Annotated in this window: 1 pseudogene; it reads left to right on the forward strand. The window is 36.5% G+C overall.

Annotated features, from left to right (window positions below):
• Window positions 1-841, forward strand: a pseudogene (locus Z054_RS0127430) (hypothetical protein); the annotation flags it as partial.

Consider the following 841-nt stretch of genomic DNA (forward strand, 5'->3'; position numbering starts at 1 on the left):
AAACACAATGTATTGCGCCATAGTATTGACCTGTATAATGACAATATGGTAGAAAAGTTGATACGTAAAACCGCAGAGCGTATAGAAATGGGTACTACTATCATACGTGAAACATTACAAAATCTTACCAGTGCCTTAGAGCAATACCGTATCAATGAACTAGCCAGAGAACAACAAGAGCAGGCAGCACCTGCAAGCAAGCAATTATCAAAAAAAGAACAACAAGCAGCAGAAAAGTTCTTAAAATCTAAAGACTTACTTAAAAAGACCAATACATTAATCGGCAGATCAGGAGTTATTGGTGAAGAAGCCAACCGATTATTAATGTACCTGATCTTTACAAGCCGTAAAACAGCAAACCCTTTACACTGCATTAGCTTGGGGAGTTCGGGAGTTGGTAAAACACATTTACAATCTAAAGTAGCAGAACTCATCCCCGAAGAAGATAAAATAGAAATCACGGTATTATCTGCCAATGCCTTTTATTACTTCAACAGAACAGAATTACGAAATAAACTTATACTTATAGAAGATCTGGACGGAGCAGAATCAGTACTCTACCCTTTACGGGAACTACAATCTAAAAAGAGAATCACTAAAACGGTTGTACACAAGGATAGAAAAGGTAATACCAAAACCATACACCTTACTGTAGAAGGCCCTGTATCTGTTGCAGGCTGTACCACACAAGAAAGTATCTACGAAGATAATAGTAATAGAAGCTTCTTATTATATATCGATGAATCAGCAGAACAGGATAAAAAGATTATGCAGTACCAACGTTTACTATCGGCAGGTAAAGTAAATAATGACAATGAATTTATAGCAGCCAGATTTTTAC

This window comes from Aquimarina macrocephali JAMB N27, assembly GCF_000520995.1.
Lineage (GTDB): Bacteria > Bacteroidota > Bacteroidia > Flavobacteriales > Flavobacteriaceae > Aquimarina > Aquimarina macrocephali.